Origin of the sequence: Amycolatopsis sp. 195334CR, from assembly GCF_017309385.1 — a bacterium.
Classification (GTDB): domain Bacteria; phylum Actinomycetota; class Actinomycetes; order Mycobacteriales; family Pseudonocardiaceae; genus Amycolatopsis.
The window spans coordinates 4,239,500-4,265,186 of the sequence record NZ_JAFJMJ010000001.1 but is presented as its reverse complement, the minus strand read 5'-3'; the positions used below and the strand labels follow the sequence as shown (position 1 = coordinate 4,265,186).

The window sequence follows — 25,687 nt, the reverse complement described above, 5'->3', positions numbered from 1 at the left end:
CGGAAAACCTCTCCCTGTCAGCGATCAGCCGAGCCGCGGCCCAGTTCGTTGTCGATGAAGGCCAGCACCTCGTCGGTGCTCGCCGCGTGGATCCGCTCCGCCACCGGGGCCGCCTCTTCGGCCTTGCCCACGCCACCGACCTGCGCGAGCAGGTTCCGCAGCCGCGCGGCCACCCCGGCCCTGGCCAGTTCACCCGCGTCGCTGGCGGACAGCGCGCTCTCCAGCCGGTCCAGCTCGGCGAGCAGCGACGGGCCCTCGTCCGGCGCGGTGCCGAGCAGTTCGGCGACCAGGAACTCGGCGAGCGCCGTGGGCGTCGGGTAGTCGAAGACCAGCGTGGCGGGCAGCACCGCACCGGTCGCCGCGGCGAGGCTGTTGCGCAGCTCCACCGCGGTCAGCGAGTCGAACCCGAGCTGGCGGAACTCGCGGTCCGGCTCGATCGCGTCGGCCGACGCGTGCCCGAGCACCACCGCGGCGTGCGTGCGCACCAGGTCCATCACGAACCGCACGCGCTCGTTCTCGCGCATCCCGGTCAGGCGCTGGGCCAGTCCGGCACCGCCACCCGCGCGGCCACCGGCGGTCCGGCGGCCGGTGCGCACCAGCCCGCGCAGGATCGGCGCGATCGGCGCGTCGGACCGGGCGTTGCCGGTCCGCACCCGCAGCGGCACCAGCACGGCGTCGTCGCGGGCGGTCGCCGCGTCGAACAGGGCCAGGCCCTGCGCCAGCGACAGCGGCGGGGTGACCGACCGCTCCATGCGCTCGACCGCACCCGCGTCCAGGCCGCTGGTCATGCCGCCGTCCTGGGTCCACGGGCCCCACGCCAGCGAAGTGGCGGGCAGGCCGAGCGCGTGGCGGTGGCGGGCCAGCGAGTCGAGGAACACGTTCGCCGCGGCGTAGTTGCCCTGCCCGGCGCTGCCGAGCACCCCGGAAACCGAGGAGTACAGGACAAACGCGGCCAGTCCGCGGTCCTGGGTGGCCTCGTGCAGGTTCCACGCGCCGTCGACCTTCGGCCGCATCACCGTGTCCAGTCGGTCCGGGGTGAGCGAGCCGACCACACCGTCGTCGAGCACACCGGCCGTGTGGATCACCGCGGTCAGGTCACCGGAGATGCCCGCGAGCAGGGCGTCGACCGAGGCGCGGTCGGCCACGTCGCAGGCCACCACGTCGACCTCGGCACCGTGCGCGGTCAGCTCGGCCCGCAGTTCGAGCGCGCCGGGTGCGTCCTGGCCACGCCGTGAGGTGAGCACGAGGTGCTTCACCCCGCGTTCGCCGACCAGGTGCCGGGCCAGTTCCGCGCCGAGGCCGCCGGTACCACCGGTGACCAGCACGGTTCCGTCGGCGTTCCACTCCGGCGCCGGGGCGCCTTCGGCCGCCCGCGCCAGCCTGCCCACCTTCGGCACCCCGTCGCGCACGACCACCTGCGACTCACCGGAGGTCAGCAGCGCGGGCAACATCGGCAGGAGGTCGAGCGAGTGGTCTTCGCCGTCCACGTCCACCAGCAGGAAGCTGCCGGGGTTCTCGGACTGGGCGGTCCGCACCAGACCCCAGATCGGTGCGGCGGTCAGGTCGCCACCACCGCGGGTCACGAAGAGCACGCGGGAACGGGCGAACCGGCTGTCCGCCAGGTACTCCTGCACGATGCCGAGCACGCGGCCGGTGGCCTCGCGGACCAGCTGCGGCACATCACCCTCGGCCCCACCGGTCACCGGCACCAGGATCAAATCCGGTACCCCGTCCGATTCGGCAATGGTGTCCACAAGGGACTGCGCCGCCGCCGAGACGTCGAACCCGGCGGACTTGACCGCCGCGCCGACGCCCAGTTCGTCGGCCCCGACCACGGCCCAGCGGCTGCCCTCGGGCACCGGCCCCAGTTCGGCGGGCACCGGCACCCAATCCACGGTCAGCAGCGCGTCCTGCTGCGGATCGGTCTCCCGCACCGCCACCAGCGGCCGCATGACCAGCGATTCGACCGAGCACACGGGAGCGCCTTCACCGTCGGCCGCGGTCAGCGAGACCGAATCGCGGCCGGTCCGCTTGAGCTTGACCCGCAGCACCGTGGCACCCGAGGCGTGCAGCGACAACCCGGTCCAGGCCGCGGGCGAGAGCCCGGCGTCCAGACCGTCCACATCGGCCAGATCGACGGCCTGGGTGGCGATGGCCAGCAGGGCCGGGTGCAGCCCGAAGTAGGCCGCGTCCGCCAGGTCCTCGGGCAGTTCGACCTCGGCGTACACCTCATCGCCGGAGATCCACGCTTCCGTCAGGCCGCGGAAGGTCGCACCGAACTCCGAGTCGTCGTACCAGTCGCCCAGATCCACGGATTCGGCACCGGCCGGGGGCCATTCGGCCGGGAACTCCGCGATCTGCTCGCCGGTGCTCAGCACCCCGGTGGCGTGCGTGGTCCAGGTGTCGAGCGAGTCGCTGGGCCGCGAGTAGATCTCGATGGCCCGGCGGCCGTCCTCGTCGGCACCGCGGACCCAGACCTGCAACGCGACCGCGTCGCGTTCGCCGAGCACCAGCGGCGCGGTCACGGTCAGTTCCTCGACCCGATCGCAGCCGACCTGGTCGGCGGCCCGGATGGCGACCTCGGCGAAGCCGGTCTCCGGGAAGGTCGCCACGCCGTTCACCACGTGCTCGGAGATCCACGGCAACGCGGCGGGCGCGATCCGGCTGGTGAACACCAGCCCGTCGGAGCCTGCCACCGGCATCGCCGCGCCGAGCAGCGGGTGCTCGGCGGCGACCAGGCCGATGTCACCGACATCGCCGCGGCGCGCCCCGGCGGTGACCGGCCAGAAGTCCTCGTGCTGGAAGGCGTAGGCGGGCAGGTCGGTCCGGCGGGCACCGGTGCCGGCGAACACCGGCCGCCAGTCCACGCCGACCCCGCTGACGTGCAGCTTGGCCAGCGCGGTCAGCGCGGCGGTCTCCTCGTCGCGGTCCTTGCGGCACACCGGCACCAGCACCGCGTCGGGCGCGGATTCGGCGGCCATCGCGGTGAGCACCCCGTCCGGCCCCAGCTCCAGGAACGCCGTGACACCCGCGCCGGTCATCGTCGTGACGGCGTCGGCGAACCGCACGGTGTCCCGCACGTGCCGGACCCAGTACTCGGGCGACGTGACGTCTCCGCTGGTCACGACCGGGAGCCGTGGCTCGGCGAAGGTCAGCCCCGCCACCACGGCACGGAAGTCGTCCAGCATCGGGTTCATCAAAGGTGAGTGGAACGCATGGCTGACCGGCAAACGCCTAGACTTGGCGAACTTCGAGGCCACCGCCTCGGCCGCCGCCTCGTCCCCGGCGATCACCAGCGACCGCGGCCCGTTGACCGCCGCGACCGACACGCCCTCGGGAAGCGCCAGTTCGTCTTCCGCGGTTTGGAGCGCGATCATCGCGCCGCCCGTGGGCAGCGCCTGCATGAGGCTCGCGCGGGCGTTGACCAATTTGCACGCGTCCTCCAGGGAGAACACCCCGGCCACGTGCGCGGCGGCGACCTCACCGATGGAGTGCCCGGCCAGGTGGTCCGGCTTGATGCCCCACGACTCGATCAGCCGGAACAACGCCACCTCGACGGCGAAGAGCGCGGGCTGCGCGAATCCGGTCTGGTTCAGCGCTTCCTGGTCCTCGCCCCACATCACGTCGCGCACCCGCGGGTCGAGCTTCGCCAGAATCGCGTCGAGGGCGTCGGCGAACACCTCGAACCGGGCGTGCAGTGCCCGCCCCATGCCGATCCGCTGCGAACCCTGACCGGAGAACAGCACACCCAGTGAGCGCCCGGTGGCCGAACCACGGGCCACCTCGTTGATTCCGTCCTCAGTGGACAGGAGCACCGCGCGGTGGTCGAGGTTCGCCCGGCCGGTCACCAGCGAGTAGCCGGTGTCCAGCGGATTCCCCTCGGCGGCCCGGATCCGGTCGATCTGCTCGTCCAGCGCGGCCCGGCTGCGAGCCGACACCGGCAGCGGAACCGCCTTCGGTTCGATCCGCGCCTGCTCGATCACCGGCGCCTGCGGTGGCGCCTGCTCCAGGATCACGTGCGCGTTCGTGCCGCTGATGCCGAACGACGAGACCCCGGCGCGGTACGGCCGGTCGACCTCGGGCCATTCCCGCGGCGCGGTCAGCAGCGACACCGCGCCCGAGGTCCAGTCCACATGGGACGAGGGACGGGTGACGTGCATGGTGCGCGGCAGCACGCCGTGCTGCATGGCGAGCACCATCTTGATCACACCCGCCACACCGGCGGCGGCCTGCGTGTGCCCGAGGTTCGACTTCACCGAACCCAGCCACAGCGGCTCGTTCCGGTTGCGGCCGTAGGTCGCCAGCAGCGCCTGCGCCTCGATCGGGTCACCCAGCGCGGTCCCGGTGCCGTGCGCCTCGACGGCGTCCACATCGGACGGCTGCAGTCCGGCACTGGTCAGCGCCTGCCGGATGACCCGCTGCTGCGAGGGCCCGTTCGGCGCGGTCAGCCCGTTCGACGCACCGTCCTGGTTGATCGCGGAACCCCGCACCACGGCGAGGATCTTGTGCCCGTTGCGTTCCGCGTCCGACAGCCGCTCGACCACCAGCACACCGACGCCCTCGGACCAGCCCGTGCCGTCCGCGCCGTCGGCGAACGCCTTCGACCGGCCGTCCTGCGCGAGGCCGCCCTGCCGGTCGAAGCCGCCGAAGCTGGACGGCGTGGTCATCACCGTGACCCCGCTCGCCAGCGCCAGCGAGCACTCTCCACTTCGGAGCGCCTGGGCGGCGAAGTGCAGTGCCACCAAGGAAGACGAGCACGCGGTGTCGACAGTGACCGCCGGGCCCTCGAAGCCGAAGGTGTAGGACAGGCGGCCGGAGATCACGCTGGCCGAGGTCCCGGTACCGGCGTGGCCCTCCATGTCGTCCTGCGACCGCATCACCAGGTGCTGGTAGTCCTGCCCGTTGGTGCCGACGTAGACGCCGGTCCGGCTGCCGCGCAACGAGGTCGGGTCGATGCCGGCCCGCTCGATCGCCTCCCACGTGCTTTCCAGGAGCAACCGCTGCTGCGGGTCCATCGCGACCGCTTCGCGCGGGGAGATCCCGAAGAACGAGGCGTCGAACCCGGCCACGCCGGGCAGGAAGCCACCACGCCCGGTCGCCCCGCTCGACGGGCCGTCACCGCTGAGCCAGTCGGTCTCCCAACCGCGGTCATCCGGGAACTCGCTGATCGCGTCGCCACCCTCGACCAGCAGCTGCCACAGGTCCTCCGGCGTGTTCACACCACCGGGGAACTTGCAGCTCAGGCCGACGATGACCACCGGCTCGTCGGTCACCTCGGCAACCGCGGTGGGTTCGTCGAGCAGCGAGCCCTCACCGAGCAGTTCGGCGAGCAGGTACTCGGCGAGCACCTGCGGCGTCGGGTAGTCGAAGACCAGGCTCGCGGGCAGCGTCAGCCCGGTCAGCGCGGCGATCTGGTTGCGCAGCTCGACCGCGGTGAGCGAGTCGAACCCGAGGTCGCGGAACGCCTTGTCGACGCTGACCGCGTCCTTGCCCGAGTGCCCGAGCACCTCGGCGGCCCGCGTGCGCACCAGGTCCAGCACCGGCTCGACCCGCTGCTCGCCGCTCAGCGCGCGGAGGCTGCGCTGCAGTTCGGACGCGGCGGAGGCGGCCTCGCGGCGCTCGTTCTCGACCTCGTCCAGCACGCGCCGGGCCTCGGGCAGTTCGGACAGCAGCGGGGCCGGCCGCATGCTCAGCAGGCCGTGCAGGAGCTGCGGCTGGCGCAGGTCCGCGACCACCGTGGTGGCCGAGCCTTCGGCGGCGAGCTGCCACAGCGCGGTGATCGCCAGTTCGGGGTCGAGCGTGGCGGAGCCGGCCCGCGCCTGCTCGGCCATACCGCCACCGGCCCAGGCACCCCAGGCGATCGAGGTGGCGGGCAGGCCGCGGTCGCGGCGCTGCTGGGCCAGTGCGTCGAGTACCGCGTTGGCCGCGGCGTAGTTGCCCTGGCCCGGGTTGCCGACCGCGCCGGCGACCGAGGAGAACAACACGAACGCGGCGAGGTCCCGCTCTCGCGTGAGTTCGTCGAGGACGTGAGCCGAATCGACCTTGGCCGCGAACACCGCCTCGAACCGTTCCGGCGTCAGGCTTTCCAGCACACCGTCGTCGAGCACACCGGCCGTGTGCACCACGGCGGTCAGGTCCGGGATCTCGTCGAGCAGTGCGGCCACGGCGTCGCGGTCCGCCACGTCGCAGGCCGCGATGGTGACGTCGGCACCGAGTCCGGTGAGCTCCTCGCGCAGTTCGGCGGCGCCCGGCGCGTCGGGACCACGGCGGCTGACCAGCACGAACCCGCCGATACCGCGACGGGCCAGGTCACGCGCGACCCGGGCACCCAGCGCCCCGGTGCCACCGGTGATCAGCGCGGTGCCGGTCGGCTCCCAGACCGCACGGTCGCCGGTCGCGGCGAGCAGCCGTCGGCCGAACACCCCGTGCGGCCGCACGGCGACCTGGTCCTCGGTGCTGCCGAACACCGCGGGCAGGCGCCGCAGCACGCGGTCGTCCAGCTTCTCCGGCAGGTCGATCAGGCCACCCCAGCGCTGCGGCTGCTCCAGCGCGGCGACCCGGCCGAGGCCCCAGACGGCGGCCTGGCCGGCGTCCAGCACCGGATCGGTGCGGCCGATCGAGACCGCTCCCCGGGTGACCGCCCAGACCGGCGAGAGCACCCCGGCGTCCCCGAGCGCCTGGAACAGGGTCGTCGTGCCGGTGACCCCGGCCAGGGACAGCACGCGGTCGGCGGTGACGCCGGACAGTTGCCCGGCCAGCGAAGCGCGGTCGGTGATCTCGACGCGCGTGACCTCGGCACCGAGCGAGCCGATCAGCGCGCCGGTCCAGACCTCGTCCGCTTCCGCGGGAACGGCGACCAGCCAGCTCCCGGACGCGTCGTCGGTGAGGCTGAGCTGCTGCCACTCCTCGCGGAACAGCCAGGAATCCACAGTGGACTGCGCGTGCCTGCGGGTGCGCCACGCCGACAGCGCGGGCACCACGGCCGAGACGGTGTGGTCGTCCAGTTCCAGCGTTTCGGCCAGCGTGGCCAGGTCCTCGCGTTCGACCGCGGCCCAGAACGCCTGGTCCACCGGGTCCTGCCCGGCACCGAACTGGGTGCCGAACCCACCGCCCTCGACCCAGAAGTGCTCGTGCTGGAAGGCGTAGGTCGGCAGTTCGACCTGCTGCGCGCCGGTGCCGTCGAAGAAGGCCGTCCAGTCGATCCGCACCCCCGCGACGTGCAGCCGGGCCAGCGCGGTGACCAGCGACTTCTCCTCGTCGCGATCCTTGCGGAGGCTGGGCACCGCGAGTTCGGCGACCTCGGCGGCCATCGCCGAGAGCGTGCTGTCCGGGCCGAGTTCAAGGTAGGCGGCGTCGGGGGTGAGGTGGTCGGCGAAGCGCACGGTGTCGCGCACGTGCCGGACCCAGTAGTCCACCGACGTGACCCCACCGGGCAGCGGAATGCTCGGCTCGTGGAAGGTCAGGCCCTCGATGGCCGCGCGGAAGTCATCCAGCATCGGGTCCATCAGCGGCGAGTGGAACGCGTGCGACACCTTCAACCGCGAGGTCTTCTCGAAACCAGCCGCGATCTCCAGCACCGCGGCTTCCTCACCCGCGATCACCACACTGGAAGGCCCGTTCACCGCGGCGATCGAAACACCCTCGGTCAAGGTGATCTCGTCCTCGGCCGCCTTGATGGCCACCATGGCGCCGCCGGTCGGCAATGCCTGCATCAGCCGGGCGCGCGCGGACACCAGCGTGCACGCGTCCTCCAGCGACAGCACCCCGGCCACGTGGGCCGCCGCGATCTCACCGATCGAATGCCCGGCGAGCGCGTCCGGCTTGATGCCCCACGACTCGGCCAGACGGAACAACGCCACTTCCAGCGCGAACAACGCGGGCTGCGCGTTGCCGGTCTGGTTCAGGGCGTCCTGGTCGTCGCCCCACATCACCTCGCGGATGTCGAGGTGCGCGAACACCTCGTCCAGCGCCGCCCGGAACACCGGGTACCGCTCGTACAGCTCCCGGCCCATGCCGATCCGCTGCGACCCCTGTCCGGCGAACAGGAACGTGAGCTTGCGGGTGCTCGCGGTGCCCCGCGCGACCTCCGTGCCGTCGACCAGCACCGCCCGGTGTTCGAACCGGGACCGGCCGTTGGCCAGCGAGTACCCGATGTCGAGGGAGGCGCCGTCGAGTGCCTTGACCCGAGCGACCTGGGCGTCCAGCGCGGCCTCGGACTTCGCCGAGACCAGCCACGGCACCACGGCCGGGGTGAAGGTCGGTTCCGGCTTCTCGGCGACCTCGGTTTCGGGCGCCTGCTCCAGGATGATGTGCGCGTTCGTCCCGCTGATGCCGAACGACGAAATGCCACCGCGCAGGGGCCGGTCGGCGGGCTCCCACTCACGCGGCGCGGTCAGCAGCGAGACCTTGCCGGTGTTCCAGTCCACGTGGGTGGACGGCTGGTCGACGTGCAGCGTGCGCGGCAGGACCCGGTTCTGCAGCGACAGCACCATCTTGATCACGCCGGCGACCCCGGCGGCGGCCTGCGTGTGCCCCAGGTTCGACTTGATCGAACCCAGCCACAGCGGCTCTTCCCGGTTGCGGCCGTAGGTAGCGAGCAGCGCCTGCGCCTCGATCGGGTCACCAAGCGCGGTCCCGGTGCCGTGCGCCTCCACCGCGTCGACGTCCGAAGTGGACAGACCAGCGGAAGCCAGGGCCTGCCGGATCACCCGCTGCTGCGACGGTCCGTTCGGCGCGGTCAAGCCGTTGGACGCGCCGTCCTGGTTGATCGCGGAACCCCGCACCACGGCGAGGATCTTGTGGCCGTTCCGCTGGGCGTCCGACAGGCGCTCCAGCACCAGCACGCCGACGCCCTCGGACCAGCCCGTGCCGTCCGCGCTGTCCGCGAACGCCTTGCACCGGCCGTCCTGCGCGAGCCCGCCCTGCCGCGAGAACTCCATGAACATGCCCGGCGTGGCCATCACCGTCACGCCACCGGCGAGCGCCAGCGAGCACTCTCCACTTCGGAGCGCCTGCGACGCGAAGTGCAGCGCCACCAGCGAAGACGAGCACGCGGTGTCGACGGTGACCGCCGGGCCCTCCAGCCCGAAGGTGTAGGACAGGCGCCCGGAGATCACACTGGCCGACGTGCCCGTTCCGGCGTGGCCCTCCATGCTCTCCTGCGCGCCCATGACCAGCTGCGAGTAGTCCTGGCCGCTCGTGCCGACGTACACGCCGGTCCGGCTGCCGCGCAGCGAAGCCGGGTCGATGCCCGCCCGCTCGATCGCCTCCCACGAGGTCTCCAGGAGCAACCGCTGCTGCGGGTCCATCGCGACCGCCTCGCGCGGCGAGATCCCGAAGAAGCCGGGGTCGAACCCGGCCACCCCGGGCAGGAACCCGCCCTGGCCGGTGACACTGCTGCCCGGGCCACCACCGGCGAGCCACTCCAGGTTCCAGCCGCGGTCCTCGGGGAAGCCGCTGATCGCGTCCCGGCCGTCGACCAGCAGGTCCCACAGCTCTTCCGGCGAGTTGACGCCACCGGGGAAGCGGCAGCTCAGGCCGACGATCACGATCGGCTCGTCGGCCACCCTCGCCACGGTCGGCAGGTCGTCCACCGGCTCGTCGTCACCGAACAGCTCGGTGTTCAGGAACTCCGCGAGCACCTGCGGGGTCGGGTAGTCGAAGACCAGCGTGGCGGGCAGGCTCATCCCGGTCGCCTGGCCCAGCCGGTTGCGCAGTTCGACCGCGGTCAGGGAGTCGAAGCCCAGCTGGCGGAAGTCGCGTTCGGTGTCCACCGCGTCGGTCGAGTCGTGGCCGAGCACGGCCGCCGCTTCGGTGCGCACGAGGTCGACGAGGGCCCGCACGCGCTCGTCGCGGCTCAGGGCCTCCAGCTTCCGCAGCGCGCCGCTGCTCCGGCCGCCGCTCGCCGCCTTGCGACGGCCGGTGGTCATCAGGCCGCGCAGCATCGGCGGCACCGACATCGGCGCGGCAGTCGAACTGGTGATGATGCTCGCGGGCACCACCAGCGGTTCGTCCACCGTGATCGCCGCGTCGAACAGCGACAGCCCCAGTTCCACCGACAACGCCGGGGTTCCGGCACGGGCCATGCGCTCCAGCGCGGCGGCGTCCATGTCGCTCGCCATCCCGGCGCCCGCCCAGGCGCCCCAGGCCAGCGAGGACGCGGGCAGCCCGGCGGCCCGGCGCTGCGTGGCGAGTGCGTCGAGGTAGCTGTTCGCCGCCGCGTAGTTGCCCTGCCCGGCCGCACCCATCACGCCGGAAATCGAGGAGTAGAGCACAAAGTCGGCGAGGTCGAGGTCGCGGGTCAGCTCGTGCAGGTGCCAGGCGGCGTCCACCTTCGGCCGCAGCACCTTGCTGATCCGGTCCGGCGTCAGCGACCCGACCACACCGTCGTCGAGCACGCCGGCGGTGTGCACCACGGCGGTCAGCGGGTGCTCGGCGGGCACGCCCGCGAGCAGTGCGGCGACCGAGTCGCGGTCGCTCGCGTCGCAGGCCACCACGTCGACGTCGGCGCCGTGCGCGATCAGCTCGGCCTGCAGTTCGACCGCGCCGGGTGCGTCCGGGCCGCGACGGCTGGTCAGCAGCAGGTGCCGGACGCCGCGGGTGCCGACCAGGTGACGCGCCAGCTCGGCGCCGAGCCCGCCGGTGCCACCGGTGATCAGCACCGTGCCCTCGGCGTCCCACTGGCCGGGCACGGTCAGCACGATCTTGCCGATGTGCTGGGCGCGGCTCATGAACCGGAACGCGTCCTTCGCCCGGCGCACGTCCCAGGTGCGGATCGGCAGCGGCCGGAGGACCCCGGCGGCGAACAGTTCCTTCAGCTCGCCGTGCATCTGCTGGATCCGGTCCAGCTCCACCCAGCCGAGGTCGAAGGCCTGGTAGGCGATACCGGGCAGGCTCGCCGGGTCACGCAGGTCGGTCTTGCCCATCTCCAGGAACCGGCCGCCCTCGCCGAGCAACCGCAGCGACGCGTCGATCAGTTCCCCGGCCAGCGCGTTGAGCACCACGTCGACCTGCGGGAACTTGGCCTCGAAGTCGGCGTTGCGCGAGGAGGCGATGTGGTCGTCGTCCAGGCCGAACCCGCGCAGGGTGTCCCACTTGCCCTCGCTGGCGGTCGCGTAGACCTCGGCGCCGAAGTGCTGGGCGAGCTGGATGGCGGCCATGCCGACGCCACCGGCCCCGGCGTGCACCAGCACCTTCTCCCCCGGCTGGACCGAGGCGAGGTCGTGCAGCGCGTAGTGCGCGGTGAGGAACACCAGCGGGTACGCGGCGCCCTCCTCGAACGACCAGTTCTCCGGCAGCTTGGTCAGGAAGCGCTCGTCGACCACGCCCTCCGGGCCGAACCCGCCGAACAGCATGCCCATCACCCGGTCGCCGGGCTTCAGCCCGACCACGTCCGGCCCGGTCTGGACCACCACGCCGGCGGCCTCGTTGCCGAACACGCCCGCCTCACCGGGGTACATGCCCAGCGCGTTGAGCACGTCGCGGAAGTTCAGGCCGGCCGCGCGGATCGCCACGCGCACCTGGCGTTCGGTCAGCGGTTCCAGCAGGTCGGGACAGGGTGCCAGGACCAGCTCGTCCAGGCTGCCCTTTTTCGCGGTGGCGAGCCGCCACGGCGTGCCCTCCGGCGGCACCAGCGCGGGGCTCGCCGAAAGCCGGGCCAGCCGTCCCAAGTGGACGGTGCCCGCCCGTAGAGCGACCTGGGTTTCGCCGAGTTCGAGCAGTTCGGTCAGGTTGTTCAGCACGGCCGTGGATTCGGCCGTTCCGTCGAGGTCGGCGAGCAGGAAGCGGCCGGGGTTCTCCGCCTGCGCCGAGCGCACCAGGCCCCACACCGCGGCGGCAGCCAGGTCCCGCACGGCTTCACCGCCGACGGCGGTCGCCCCGCGGGTCACCAGGACCAGCGGTTTCCCGGCCTCGTCGGCCAGGGTGTCGCGGATCAGTTCCTGCGCGCGGGCGGTGAGTTCGTGCACGGCCTCGGTACCGTCCGCGCCCTCGAACTGGGCCAGGATCGCGTCGGCTTCCTCGGCGTCGGCGGTCGGCGTGAGGCCGAACAGGTTCTCGCCGTGGAGCGCCCACTTCGCGGCGGGCCGGTCGGTGGCGAGTTCGGCGGCCGACCAGTCGACCACGAACAGGGAGTCGTTGACCCGGCCCTGCGGCTTCGGTGCCTCGTCGACCGAAGAAGCCCGCAGCGAAAGGGACTCCACCGAAAGCACCGGCGCGCCTTCGACGTCGACCGCGGTCACGGACATCGAGTCGCCACCGGTGCGGGCCAGCCGGACCCGCAGCACCGACGCGCCCACCGCGTGCAGCGAGGCACCGTGCCAGGCGAACGGCAACCCGCGGCTTTCCTCGTCCAGGAAGACGATCGCGTGCAGTGCCGCGTCCAGCAGCGCCGGGTGCAGCCCGAACGCGGCCGCGTCCTCGACCTGCTCGGGCAGCTCGACCTCGGCGTAGACCTCGTTCTCGGCGCGCCAGACCGCCTTCAGGCCCTGGAACACCGGGCCGTAGCTCAGACCGCCCTCCTCGGCGAGCCGGGCGTAGTGCCCCTCCAGCTCGACGGCCTCGGCCCCGGCGGGCGGCCATTCGCCGATGCCCTCCGGCACGGCTTCGCTGGTGCTCAGGGTTCCGCCGACGTGCTGGGTCCATTCGCGACCGGTGCCGTCGGCCGGTTGCGCGTACACCCCGACCTCGCGGCGGCCGTGGTCGTCGGGCTCGCCGACGCGCACCTGCACCGCGACCCCGGACCGGTCGTCGAAGGCCAGCGGCACCATCAGCGCCAGCCCCTCGACGCGGTCGCAGCCGACCAGGTCACCGGCGCGGATGACCAGGTCGAGGAAACCGGTGCCGGGGAACACCACCCGGCCGCCGACCCGGTGGTCGGCCAGCCACGGGTGGGTGGTCAGCGCGAGCCGGCCGGTCAGCACGATCTCGTCCGAACCGGCGACCGCCATCGCGGCGGTCAGCAGCGGGTGCTTGGTGGAGAACAGGCCGAGCCCGGACACGTCCCCGGCCCGCGCCCCGGTGGCCATCGACGGCCAGCACTTCTCGTGCTGGAAGGCGTAGGTCGGCAGATCGATCCGCCGGGCCCCGGTGCCGGCGAACCAGCCCCTCCAGTCCACCGGAACGCCGTGGACGTGCAGTTTCGCCAGCGCGGTCAGCGCGGCGGCCTCCTCCGGCCGGTCCTTGCGCAGCACCGGCACCACCACCGCGTCCGGCGCGGTCTCGGCGACCATCGCGGACAGCACACCCTCGGGACCCAGTTCCAGGAACACCCCGGCGCGCTCGGTGACCAAAGTGGACACCGCGTCGGCGAACCGCACGGCCTCGCGGACGTGCCGCACCCAGTACTCCGGCGAGGTCACGTCACCGGAGGTGATCACCGGGAGCTGCGGCTCGGCGAAGGTCAGACCCTCGATGGCCGCGCGGAAGTCATCCAGCATCGGGTCCATCAGCGGTGAGTGGAACGCGTGCGACACCTTGAGCCGCGAGGTCTTCTCGAAGCCCGACGCGATCTCCAGCACCGCGGCTTCCTCACCCGCGATCACCACACTGGAAGGCCCGTTCACCGCGGCGATCGAGACGCCCTCGGTCAGCAGCGGCGCGACCTGTGCCTCCGTGGCGCGGATCGCCACCATCGCGCCGCCAGCGGGCAATGCCTGCATCAGGTTCGACCGGGCGGTGACCAGCGTGCAGGCGTCCTCCAGGCTGAAGACCCCGGCCACGTGCGCGGCGGCGATCTCGCCGATCGAGTGGCCTGCCAGGAACCGCGGCTTCACGCCCCACGACTCGACCAGCCGGAACAACGCGACTTCGATGGCGAACAACGCGGGTTGCGTGTAGCCCGTCTCGTTCAGCCGCTCGGCCGAACCGCCCCACATGACCTCGCGCACGCTCGGGTCCAGCCCGGCGAGCACGGTGTCCAGCGCCTCGGCGAACACCGGGTAGCGGGCGTGCAGTTCACGGCCCATGCCGAGCCGCTGCGAGCCCTGACCGGAGAACAACACGGCCAGCGGACGGTCGACCGCGCTCCCCCTGGCCACCTCGGTCACGCCGTCCTTTGTGGACAGGAGAACCGCGCGGTGTTCGAGTTCGGTGCGCGTGGTCACCAGCGAGTACGCGGTGTCCAGCGCGGAGTGGTCTTCCAGGAACGTCCGGATCCGGGCCAGCTGACCGTCGACCGCCTCCGGTGTCTTCGCCGAGACCGGCAGCGCCACGACCTCCGGCTCGTCCCGTTCGGCGGGCGCGGCCTCGATCACCGGCGTGTGCTCGAAGATCACGTGTGCGTTGGTACCGCTCAGGCTGAACGAGGACACCCCGGCGCGGCGGGCGCGACCCGCCTCCGGCCATTCGGTGGCCTCGGTGACCAGCTGCACCGCGCCGGTCGTCCAGTCCACATGGGACGTCGGCTCGGCCACGTGCAGCGTCTTGGGCACCACGCCGTGACGCAGCGCCAGCACGGTCTTGATCACCCCGGCGACCCCGGCGGCGGCCTGCGTGTGGCCCAGGTTCGACTTCACCGAGCCGAGCAGCAGCGGGCGCTCGCGGTCTTGGCCGTAGGTGGCCAGCAGCGCCTGAGCTTCGATCGGGTCGCCCAGCTTGGTCCCGGTGCCGTGCGCCTCGACAACGTCCACATCGGACGCCGCCAGCCCGGCACCGGCCAGCGCGGCCCGGATCACCCGGCGTTGCGACGGTCCGTTCGGCGCGGTCAGGCCGTTCGACGCGCCGTCCTGGTTGACCGCGCTGCCGCGCAGCGTGGCGAGCACCTGGTGCCCGTTGCGCTGGGCGTCGGACAGGCGCTCCATCACCAGCACGCCGACGCCTTCGGACCAGCTGGTGCCGCTGGCGTCGTCGGAGAAGGCGCGGCACCGGCCGTCCGGCGCGAGCCCGCCCTGCGCGGTGAACCCGGCGAAGCTCATCGGCGTGCTCATCACCGCGACCCCGCCGACCAGCGCCAGCGAGCTTTCCCCGGTGCGCAGCGACTGCGCGGCCAGGTGCAGCGCGGTCAGCGACGAGGAGCACGCGGTGTCGATGGTCAGCGACGGGCCGACGAAGCCGAAGCTGTAGGACACCCGGCCGGAGATGACCGCGGCGGCCAGGCCGGTGCTGGCGTGGCCTTCGAGGTCCTCGTTGGCCCGCAGCACCACGTTGGTGTAGTCCTGCCCGCCGGTGCCCATGAACACGCCGGTCTGCGAGCCGCGCAGGTCGGCCGCGTCGATCCCGGCGCGTTCGATGGCCTCCCAGGAGACCTCCAGCACCAGGCGCTGCTGGGGGTCCATCGCCTTGGCCTCCCGCGGCGAGATGCCGAAGAAGCCGGTGTCGAACCCGGCCATGTCGGCCAGGAAGCCGCCCTTGGCGCCTTCGGTGCCGCCGGTCGGGTCGGACTCCCAGCCGCGGTCCGGCGGGAAGTCGGTGATCGCGTCACCGCCGTCGAGCAGGAACTGCCACAGGTCCTCGGGCGAGTCGATGCCACCGGGGAACCGGCAGCTCATCCCGACGATCACCACCGGGTCGTCGCCGGTGCCCGCCGCCCGCGGTGCGATCTCGGTCAGCTCCTCCGCGGCGCCGACCAGCTCGTCGAGCAGGTATTCGGCCAGCACGCGCGGGGTCGGGTAGTCGAAGACCAGGGTGGCGGGCAGGGTCATGCCGGTCGCCGAGCCGAGGCGGTTGCGGAGTTCGACGGCGGTCAGCGAGTCGAAGCCGAGCTGCCGGAACTCGCGGTCCACGCCGATCGCCTCGGGCGAGCTGTGCCCGAGCACGGCCGCCGCCTCGGTGCGCATCAGCTCGGTCAGGTGCCGGATCCGCTCGTCCTCCGGCAGGCCGAGCAGGTGCTGGGCCAGGCCTTCGCCACCGCTGGTGCCGCTGGCCGCGGTGCGGCGGCCCGCCCGCATCAGGCCACGCAGCAACGCGGGCACGTGCCCCTGCGCCGGACCGCCCTGCCCGGCACCGCCGTTGAGCGCCACCAGAAGCGCCTCGTCGCAACCGATCGCCGCGTCGAACAGCGCCAGGCCCTGCTCGACCGACAGCGGGTTCGTCGATTCGCTCATCCGCCGCAGGTCGGTGTCGCTGACCGTGGCGGTCATGCCGATCTCCGGCGTCCACGCGCCCCACGCCACCGAGGTCGCCGCGAGGCCCTCGCTGCGGCGGCGGTGGGCCAGCGCGTCCAGCCACACGTTCGCGGCCGAGTAGTTCGCCTGCCCGGCGCTGCCCATCACCCCGGAAACCGAGGAATAGAGCACAAAACCGGCGAGGTCGCGGTCGCGGGTCAGCTCGTGCAGGTGCCAGGCGGCGTCCACCTTCGGCCGCAGCACGGTGTCCAGGCGCTCCGGCGTCATCGAACCGACGATGCCGTCGTCGAGCACCCCGGCGGTGTGCACGACCGCGGTCAGGTTCGGGATCGTGGCGAGCAGGCTCTCCAGTGCGTCGCGGTCGGCGACATCGCACGCGGCGATGGTGACGCTGGCGCCGTCCGAAACCAGCTCGTCGCGCAGTTCGGCCGCGCCGGCCGCGTTCTCCCCGCTCCGGCTGACCAGCACCAGGTTCTTCATGCCGCGCTTCGTGACCAGGTGACGCGCGAGCACCCCGCCGAGGCCACCGGTGCCGCCGGTGATCAGCACCGTGCCCTCGGGGTCCCAGCCGGTCGGCACGGTGAGCACGATCTTGCCGATGTGCTGGGCGCGGCTCATGAACCGGAACGCGTCCCGCGAGCGGCGCACGTCCCAGGTGACGATCGGCAGCGGCCGGATCGCCCCGGCGGCGAAGAGGTCCTTCAGCTCGGCCAGCATGGCGCCGATCCGGTCCGGGTCCACCCAGCCGAGGTCGAAGGCCTGGTAGCTGACCTCGGTCAGGCTCGCCGGGTCGCGCAGGTCGGTCTTGCCCATCTCCAGGAACCGGCCGCCGGGCACGAGCAGGCGCAGCGAAGCGTCGATGAACTCCCCGGCCAGCGCGTTGAGCACCACGTCGACCTGCGGGAACTTCGCTTCGAAGTCGAGCGAGCGGGAGGAGGCGATGTGGTCGTCGTCGAGGCCGAGGCCGCGCAGGGTGTCCCACTTGCCCTCGCTGGCGGTGGCGAAGACCTCCGCGCCGAGGTGCTGCGCCAGTTGGACCGCCGCCATGCCGACACCGCCGGCCCCGGCGTGCACCAGCACCTTCTCCCCCGGCCGCACCGAGGCGAGGTCGACCAGCGCGTAGTAGGCGGTGAGGAAGACCAGCGGGATCGAGGCACCGGTCTCGAAGGAGAACTCGCCGGGCAGCTTGGTCAGCAGGCGCTCGTCGACCACGCCCAGCGGGCCCATGCCGCCGAACAGCATGCCCATCACGCGGTCGCCGGGCTCCAGCTCGGTCACCTCGGGCCCGGTTTCGACCACCACGCCCGCCGCCTCGGAACCGAAGAGGCCCGCGTCACCGGGGTACATGCCCAGCGCGTTCAGCACGTCACGGAAGTTCAGCCCGGCCGCGCGGACGGCGATCCGGACCTGGCGGCCCTCCACCGGCTCCAGCAGCTGCGGGACCGGCGCGAGGGTGAGGCCGTCGAGGCTGCCCTTGCGGCCGCTGTCCAGCCGCCACGGCACGCCGACCGGCGGCACCAGCGCGGTCCCGGAGGCGAGCCGCGCCAGCCGTCCGACGTGCAGTTCCCCTTCGCGCGCGGCGAGCTGCGTTTCACCGTTGGCGCGCAACGCGGGCAGGGTGCCGAGAACGTCGGTTTCGGTCTGGTCGAGGTCGAGCAGCAGCAGGCGGCCCGGGTTCTCCGACTGGGCCGAGCGCACCAGGCCCCAGACCGCGGCGGCGGGCAGGTCGTGCACGTTCTCGTCACCGGCGGCGACCGCGCCCCGGGTGACCACGACCAGGCACGAGTCGCCGAACCGCTGGTCGGCGAGCCAATCCTGAACGGTGCCGAGCACGCGCGCGGTCAGCTCGTGGACGTCGGCCGCGCTTTCGCCATCGCTCGCCACCGGCCAGAACACGATGCCCGGTACGCCACCGGACAGTTCGGCGAGTTCGTCGAGTGAGTCCACCCGCGACCCACCCGTCGCGGCGACGGCGGCACCCAAGGCGGCTTCACCGGTACCGAGCATCGCCCACCGAGTGTCCTCAGTGGACTTGGCGCCGGGCTGGGTGACCCAGTCAAGGCGGAACAGGGAGTCCTGCTCGCTCTGCGCGCGGGCGGTCGATTCCGCGGTGGCCGAGCGCAGGGCCAGCGATTCCACGGACAGCACCGGCTCGCCCTGGACGTCGACGGCGGTCACCGAGATCGCGTCGTCGGCCGTGGCGGCCAGGCGCACCCGCAGGGTCGAAGCGCCGGAGGCGTGCTGCGAGACGCCGCTCCACGAAAACGGCAGCAGGCCGCTGTCCTCGCGGTCGGGATGCACGAAGAGACTCGCGTGCAGGGCGGAATCGAGCAGCGCCGGGTGCACGCCGAACTCGCCGGCGTCCTCGACACTGTCCGGCAGCGCCACCTCGGCGAAGATCTCGCCGTCGCCCTGCCAGACGGCCCGGACGCCCTGGAACACCGGGCCGTAGGTCAGGCCGGTCTCGGCGAAGCGCTCGTAGAAGCCGTCCAGATCGAGGGCGGTCGCCCCAGCGGGCGGCCACTCGGTGGCGGTGAACGGGGCGACGGCGGCGCCATCGCTGAGCGTGCCGCTGGCGTGCTGCACCCAGGAGTCGGCACCGCCGTGCTGCGAGTGCACGCTCACCGGACGGCGGCCGGCCGCGTCCGGCGAACCGACCCACACCTGCACGGTCACCGAGGACTTCTCGGCGAGCACGAGCGGCACCACCAGGGTCAGCTCGTGCACGCGGTCGCAGCCGACCTGATCGGCGGCACGCAGGGCGAGTTCGAGGAAACCCGTGCCGGGGAACAACACCGCGCCACCGACCGCGTGATCGGCCAGCCACGGGTGGCTTTCCAGGGACAGCCTGCCGGTCATCACCAGCTCACCGGACCCGGCCACGGTGGTCGCCGCGCCGAGCAGCGGGTGCTCCGCGGAATCCAGGCCCAGTCCGGAAATGTCGCCCGACCGCACGGACACCGAGGGCCAGTACTTCTCGTGCTGGAAGGCATAGGTGGGCAGCGGGACCCGGCGCGCGCCGGTGCCGTCGAGCACCGCGGTCCAGTCCACCGCCACGCCGTGGACGTGCAGTTTGCCCAGCGCACCGAGGATCGCGGCTTCCTCACCGCGGTCCTTGCGCAGCGCCGGGGCCACCGGCAGGTCCGCGCTCTGCTGCGCGAGACCGGACAGCGCGCCGTCCGGGCCGAGTTCCAGCAGCACTCCGGCACCGGCGGCGGCCAGCGCGCGCACACCGTCGGCGAACCGGACGGCCTCGCGCACGTGCCGCACCCAGTAGTCCGCCGAGCGCAGTTCGTTCTCGGTGGCCAGCTCACCGGTCAGGTTGGACACCACCGGAATCGACGGCTCGGCGTACGCGATGCCCTCGGCGAACCGGCGGAACTCGTCCAACATCGGGTCCATCAACGGCGAGTGGAACGCGTGCGACACCTTGAGCCGCGTGGTCTTCTCGAAGCCCGACGCGATCTCCAGCACCGCGGCCTCGTCACCGGCGATCACCACGGAACCGGGGGCGTTGATCGCGGCGATCGACACGCCTTCGGTGAGCGTGATCTCGTCCTCGGTGGCCTTGATCGCCACCATCGCGCCACCGGCCGGGAGCGCCTGCATCAACCGCGCGCGAGCGGCGACCAGGCCGGCGGCGTCCTCCAGCGAGAACACCCCGGCCACGTAGGCGGCCGCGATCTCGCCGATGGAGTGCCCGGCGACGAAGTCCGGGGCCAGGCCCCAGGATTCGGCCAGCCGGAACAGCGCCACCTCGATGGCGAACAACGCGGGCTGCGTCCAGCCGGTCTGGTTCAGGAGTTCGGCGTCCTCACCCCAGACGACCTCGCGCAGCGAGCCGTCGAGGTGCCGGTCGAGCTCGCCCAGCACTTCGTCGAAGGCGGTCGCGAAAACCGGGAAGCGGCCGTACAGCTCGCGGCCCATGCCGATCCGCTGCGCGCCCTGGCCGGAGAACAACACGCCCAGCTTGGCGCGGCCGTTGACCTCGCCGGTCACCACACCGCGCGCGGTCCCGTTCTCCACCCACGCCGACAGCGACTCGCACAGTTCCTCGCGGCTGCCGCCGACCACGGCGAGCCGGTGTTCGAAGCTGGTCCGGGTGGTGGCCAGCGAAAGCGCCAGATCGACCGGCCGCTGATCGTCCACAACGGACAGCAACCGGGAGACCTGGTCGCGAAGCGCCGACGGGGTGCGCCCGGCCAGCACCCACGGCACCACCGCCGGTTCAGGGACCTCCGGCGGCGCCTCGACGGTGATCGGCGGTGCCTGCTCGATGATCGCGTGCGCGTTGGTCCCGCTGACGCCGAACGACGAAACGGCCGCGCGGTACGCCCGGCCCGTCTCCGGCCACGGCGTGGCTTCGGTGAGCAGCCGGACGGCGCCGGTGGTCCAGTCGACGTGCGTGGACGGCTTGCTCACGTGCAGGGTCCGCGGCACCAGGTCGTGCCGCATGGCCATGACCATCTTGATCACGCCCGCCACCCCGGCCGCGGCCTGCGTGTGCCCGAGGTTCGACTTGATCGACCCGAGCAGCAGCGGGTGTTCCCGGTTCTGGCCGTACGTGGCGAGCAGGCTCCGCGCCTCGATCGGGTCGCCCAGCGGGGTCCCGGTGCCGTGCGCCTCGACAACGTCCACATCGGACGGTGCGAGCCCGCAGCGGTCCAGCGCCTGCCGGATCACCCGCTGCTGCGCGCGGCCGTTGGGCGCGGTGAAGCCGTTGGACTCGCCGTCGGAGTTGACCGCCGAACCGCGCACCACGGCCAGCACCTCGTGCCCGTTGCGCTGCGCGTCGGACAGCCGCTCCAGCAGCAGGAGGCCGACGCCCTCGGACCAGCCGGTGCCGTCGGCGTCGTCGGAGAAGGCCTTGCACCGGCCGTCGCGGGCGAGCCCGCCCTGGCGGCTGAACTCCACCAGCGAACCGGGCGTGGCCATGATGTTCACGCCACCCGCGAGCGCCAGCGAGCACTCCCCGTTGCGCAGCGCGTGCGCGGCCAGGTGCAGCGCCACCAGCGAGGACGAGCACGCGGTGTCGACGGTGACGGTCGGGCCTTCGAGCCCGAGTTCGTAGGAGACGCGGCCGGAGATCGCGCTCGCCGCGATACCGGTGCCGATGTCCCCGGTGGCGTCGGCCACCGAACGGACCATCAGGTGCGAGTAGTCCTGCCCGTTGGTGCCGACGAAAACGCCGGTCCGGGTGCCGCGCAGCTTCGACGGGTCGATCCCGGCGCGCTCGATCGCCTCCCAGGTGGTCTCCAGCAGCAGGCGCTGCTGGGGATCCATGGTGACGGCTTCGCGGGGTGAGATGCCGAAGAAGCCGGGGTCGAAGTCGGCCACCCCGGACAGGAACCCGCCCTGCAGGCTCATGCTGGTGCCGCGGTCGTCGGTCTCGGCCGACGCCAGCGACTCGGTGTCCCAGCCGCGCCCGGCCGGGAAGCCGGAGATGGCGTCACCGCCCGAGGCGACCAGGTCCCACAACGCCTCCGGCGAGGAGATGCCACCGGGGAACCGGCAGCTCATGGCCACGATCGCGATCGGCTCCGAAGCGGCGGCCACCAGTTCGCGATTCTGCCGGCGCAGCCGCTCGGCGTCCTTCATCGCGACCCGGAGCGCTTCGACAACCTTCTCGTTGGGCGCGTTCATGGTCAGACTCACTTCCAGGAAAGGTCGGACTCGTCGTCGTAGCCGTCGTGACCGCTGTGGCCGTTGTCCTGGCCGCTGAGCGCGGCCTGCACCAGGTCGTCCACCGTCATCGTGTCGATGGAGGCGCTTTCGCCGTTCTGCTCGGCTCCGCCCCCGGGCCGGGCCAGCCGCAACAGCTGGTCGAGCATGCCGTGCTCGCGCAACTTCGCCAGTGGCACCGAAGCGAGCAGTTCGCGGACTTCCGCCTCTTCGGAATCGCCGGCGGCCCCCTCGGGCACCAGCTGGTCGAGCAGGTGCTCGGCCAGTGCCTTCGGGTTCGGGTGGTCGAACACCAGGGTGGAGGCCAGGCTCAGCCCGGTCGCCGCGTTGAGCTGGTTGCGCAGCTCCACCACCGCGAGCGAGTCGAAACCGAGGTCGCGGAACGGGCGGTCCTCGCGCACCGCGTCGAGATCGGCCTGGCCCAGCACCTCGGCCGCCCTGGTCCGCACCAGTTCCAGCACCACCTCGTACCGGCGGGCCGGGGCCAGCTTCAGCACCTGCTCGGCCAGTGCCGGTTCGGCGGGCGCGGTCTCGGTGACCTGGCCCGGCGCGGGCGCCAGCTCGCGCATCAGCGGGCTGGGGCGGAACCCGCCCGAGGCGAACCGGCTCTGGTCGACCGCGGCCACCACCGCGGTCGGCTCGCTCTCCGCGGCCAGCTGCCGCAGCACCTGGCAGGCCAGCTCGGGTTCCATCATCGCCACCCCGGCCCGGCGCGCGGTTTCCACCGCCTGGTCGGTCCCGGCCATGCCGCCGCCACCCCAGGCACCCCAGGCGATCGAGGTCGCCGCGTGGCCGTCGGCCCGGCGGCGCTCGGCCAGTGCGTCGAGCACCGCGTTCGCCGCGGCGTAGTTGGCCTGACCGGGGTTGCCGATCGCCGAGGACGCCGAGGAGAACAGCACGAACGCGGTCAGGTCCTTGTCCCGCGTCAGCTCGTCGAGCAGGAGCGCCGAGTCCACCTTGGTCCGGAAGACCTCCTGGAACCGGTCCGGGGTGAGCCGGTCGAGCACCCCGTCGTCGAGCACCCCGGCCGCGTGCACCACGCCGGTCAGGTCCTCGATGCCGTTCAACAATCCGCTCACCGCGTCGCGGTCGGCGACATCGCAGGCGGCGACGGTCACCGCCGCGCCCAGCCCGGCCAGCTCGGTCCGCAGTTCCTCGGCCCCCGGCGCCTCCGGCCCGCGGCGGCTGACCAGCACCAGGTGCCGCGCCCCGGCTTCGGCGAGCGTGCGGGCCACGTGCCCGCCCAGCGCGCCGGTGCCACCGGTGATCAGCACGGTGCCGCTCGGATCCCACTCGCGCGCCGGGGTCGGCGCGGGAGCCGGGAGCAACCGCCGTCCGAAGATGCCGCTGGTCCGCACGGCCACCTGGTCCTCGTCGTCCAGTCCGGAAAGGACGGAGGTGATCCCGCGCGCCACCCGGTCGTCGAGCTGGGCCGGGAGGTCGAGCAACCCGCCCCAGCGCTCCGGGTACTCCATCGCGGCCACCCGGCCGAGGCCCCAGACCGCGGCCTGCTCCGGGTTGACCGGCGCTTCGGACCGGCCCACCGAGATCGCCCCGCTGGTCAGGCACCACAGCGGCGCGGTGATGCCCGCGTCACCCAGCGCCTGCACCAGCGTCGCGGTCAGCAGCACGCCCTCGGGGGCGCCGCCACCGGTCGATTCGGCCAGTGCCAGCAGGGAAAGCACACCGGTGAACGTGGTGCCGCCGTGTGCCTTCAGCGCTTCGGCGACCTGCTCGCGATCCGTCGAACCGACCTCCACGCGGACGAACTCGGCATCGAGCGCGTCCAGGATCTCGCCGCGTCCCGCCGGGACGACCGCGAGCCAGGTGCCCTCGAGCCGGTCGGTCTTCTTGCCGCCCAGCGGCTTCCAGCCGATGCGGTGCCGCCAGCTGTCCACAACGGACTGGTCCGCGCGCTGGCGCCGCCAGTCGAGCAGCGCCGGGAGCACCTTCGACAGCGAATCGCTGTCCACGTCCAGCACCGACTCCAGCGAAGCGAAGTCCTGCTGTGCCACGGCTTCCCAGAGCCCCTGGTCGGAAACGCCATCCGTCTCCGCCTTCGGGGCGGCGGGCACGGCGTCCGGCCAGTACCGCTGCCGCTGGAAGGCGTAGGTCGGCAGGTCCAGCCTGGCCGCGCCGACCCCGGCGAAGAACTCGCGCCAGCCGACCCGCACACCGCGGGTGTGCACCCGGGCCAGCGCGGAGACCAGGCTGTTCTCCTCGCCGCGGTCCTTGCGCAGCACCGGGACCACCAGCGCCTGCGGTGAGATCGACTCACGGGCCATCGCCGACAGCGCCGCGTCCGGGCCGAGCTCCACGTAGGTGGCCACGCCCCGGCCGTCCAGGCTCCGCATCGCGTCGCCGAAGCGGACCGCGTCCCGCACGTGCCGCACCCAGTACTCGGGTGAGGTCACGTCGCCCTCGGTGGCGATCGGGATGCGTGGCGCCGCGTAGGTCAGGCCTTCGGCGACCGTGCGGAACTCGTCGAGCATCGGGTCCATGTGCGCCGAGTGGAAGGCGTGCGACACCTTGAGGCGCTTGGCCTTCCACGGTTCGGCCACCTTGTCGACCAGCTCCGCGTCCCCGGCGACGACCACCGAGTTCGGCCCGTTGACCGCGGCGATCGACACCCCGTCGACCAGGTAGGGCAGGACGTCCTCCTCGCTCGCCTGGAGGGCCGCCATCGCCCCGCCGGCGGGCAGTGCCTGCATCAGCCGGGCCCGGGCGGAGACCAGCGCGCACGCGTCGTCGAGGGTGAGCACCCCGGCCACGTGGGCCGCGGACAGCTCCCCGATCGAATGCCCGGCGAGGAAGTCCGGCTTGATGCCCCACGACTCCAGCAGCCGGTACAACGCCACCTCGACGGCGAACAACGCGAGCTGCGCGTGGCCGGTCTGGTTCAGCGCCTCCTGATCGTCGCCCCACATGACCTCGCGGACGTCGAGGCGTTCCAGCACCTCGTCGAGCGCGGTGGCGAAGACCGGGAAGCGGTTGTACAGCTCCCGGCCCATGCCGATCCGCTGCGCGCCCTGCCCGGTGAACAGGAACGCGAGCTTGCCCGCGCGGGCCGCTTCGTCACGCACCACGTGCGGTGCGACGGCGTCCTCGGCCAGCGCGACCAGGCCGTCGACCAGTTCGCTCGGCTGGCCGGCGAGCACCACCGCGCGGTGTTCGAAGGCGGCTCGGGTGGTCGCCGCGGACAGCGCGATCCCGGCCAGGTCGTCGTTCTCGCGGGCCAGGTCGAGCAGCCGGGTCGCCTGCGCCCGCAGCGCGGCCGGGGTGCGGCCGGAGACCAGCACCGGCATCACCTCGGGCTTGCGCTCGGGCGCCACGGCCTCGGTGGGCGGCGGGGTCTCGGCCTGCTCCAGGATCAGGTGCGCGTTGGTCCCGCTGGCCCCGAACGAGGACACCCCGGCCCGGCGCGGGCGGCCCACCTCGGGCCACGGCGTGGTTTCGGTGAGCAGCCGGACCGCGCCCGCGCTCCAGTCGACCTGGGTGGTCGGCCGGTCCACGTGCAGGGTCCGCGGCAGCTGGCCGTGACGCATGGCCAGCACCATCTTGATCACGCCGGCCACCCCGGCCGCCGACTGCGTGTGGCCGATGTTGGACTTGATCGTGCCGAGCAGCAGCGGCTGCTCCCGATCCCGGCCGTAGGTGGCCAGCAGCGCCTGCGCCTCGATCGGGTCGCCCAGCTTGGTGCCGGTGCCGTGTGCCTCGACGGCGTCCACATCGGACGTTCCGAGGCCCGCGCTGGCCAGCGCCGCCCGGATCACCCGCTGCTGGGACGGGCCGCTCGGCGCGGTCAGGCCGTTGGAGGCGCCGTCGGAGTTGATCGCGCTGCCCTTGACCACCGCGAGCACCTCGTGCCCGTTGCGGCGGGCGTCGGACAACCGCTCGACCACCAGCATGCCCACGCCCTCGGACCAGCCCGTGCCGTCCGCGGT

2 protein-coding genes (1 of these 2 only partly in view) are annotated in these 25,687 nt (G+C 72.7%); both read right to left on the bottom strand.

The features are described 5' to 3' along the window. Positions 1-17: 17 nt before the first annotated feature. Positions 18-21,704, bottom strand: a complete 21,687-nt coding sequence (locus JYK18_RS46770) for a type I polyketide synthase (protein ID WP_242579283.1) — start codon at positions 21,702-21,704, stop codon at positions 18-20. An 8-nt stretch (positions 21,705-21,712) separates the two neighbouring features. Then, positions 21,713-25,687 carry the 3' end of a type I polyketide synthase gene (locus JYK18_RS20280; RefSeq protein ID WP_206803530.1) on the bottom strand. The gene runs 23,379 nt beyond the window's last position, so only the last 3,975 of its 27,354 coding nucleotides appear in the window; its start codon lies off the right edge, out of view; the stop codon is at positions 21,713-21,715.